Origin of the sequence: Polaribacter sp. 20A6, assembly GCF_011378915.1 — a bacterium.
Classification (GTDB): Bacteria; Bacteroidota; Bacteroidia; order Flavobacteriales; family Flavobacteriaceae; genus Polaribacter; species Polaribacter sejongensis.
In genome coordinates, this window is record NZ_WTPZ01000050.1 from 1 (window position 1) to 991 (window position 991).

General features: G+C 47.3%; 1 protein-coding gene. It reads right to left on the bottom strand.

Annotated elements, in window-relative coordinates:
- Positions 1-160: 160 nt before the first annotated feature.
- Positions 161-769 (bottom strand): hypothetical protein, encoded by a 609-nt coding sequence (locus GQS57_RS18330; RefSeq protein WP_165734420.1) that lies wholly within the window; start codon positions 767-769, stop codon positions 161-163.
- Positions 770-991 lie beyond the last annotated feature (222 nt).

Consider the following 991-nt stretch of genomic DNA (forward strand, 5'->3'; position numbering starts at 1 on the left):
CAGGAACATGCATCACATGACAGCGTTTTGACATCAGCATCATCTTTCATAATTTCCGAGGGAGGAAACGCAGGGATTACGTTTAAGTACAAGAGTGCTAGAGGATTTAGAAGTTGTTCTTTTTAGGGATTGCTGTTGTACCAAGAGATACAATCTAGACTCAGAGTAGCTCTGACAATAATGGAAGAGTGAGGAAAGCTAGCAGGAGTGCTGCTCCGCTGTGTTGCATGACACACCAGGCAGAACAAGCCTGAGGTTTACTCTTGTCCACGATTGCAGAGACTGACACAGTGGCACTTTGTTTGATGAAACAGGTGTAGTTTTTGGGTTTGTCATCTGAGAACCCTTTCAAATTCAGCTTGCACACGTTTTCCACTAGAGAGACATTGGCACGGTTTTTGAAGGTGCTGTCTGGAGTGGCGCTCGAGTTGGTAGAGCCAACCAACTTATTCTCGGTCATGTAGTAGCAAGTCTTCTGGAGCTTGGGGTCTGAAGCCGGAGTGAACTTGCAGTACATGTCCAGGTTTTGGTCCTTAGTCACACAGAAGGAAAGCTGAAGGGAAGTCTGGGCAGAAGCAACACCCAACAGGAAGAAGGTAGCAAATGCAGTGTAGTACATCATCCGGCTGGAAGTTGGTGTTTGGCTCAGATTTTGGTGGTCTGTGCTTTCTGTCATGCTGTCCCACAGTGGAGTCAATCGCTTCAGAATGCTCAAGCTCTGATGATCCAGCAAACTGACCAGCAGTTTCAGCTCCAGAAGCCAGTTCAACAGCTAACTAACCAGCAGTTTCCACCTCAGAAACCAGTTCAACAGCTAACTAACCAGCAGTTTCTGTTTCAGAAGCCAGTTCCACAACAACCTAAGCCGCAGTTTCCGTTTCAGAAGCCAGTTCCACAACAACCTAAGCCGCAGTTTCCGCTTCAGAAGCCAGTTCCACAACAACCTAAGCCGCAGTTTCCGCTTCAGAAGCCAGTTCCACAACAACCTAAG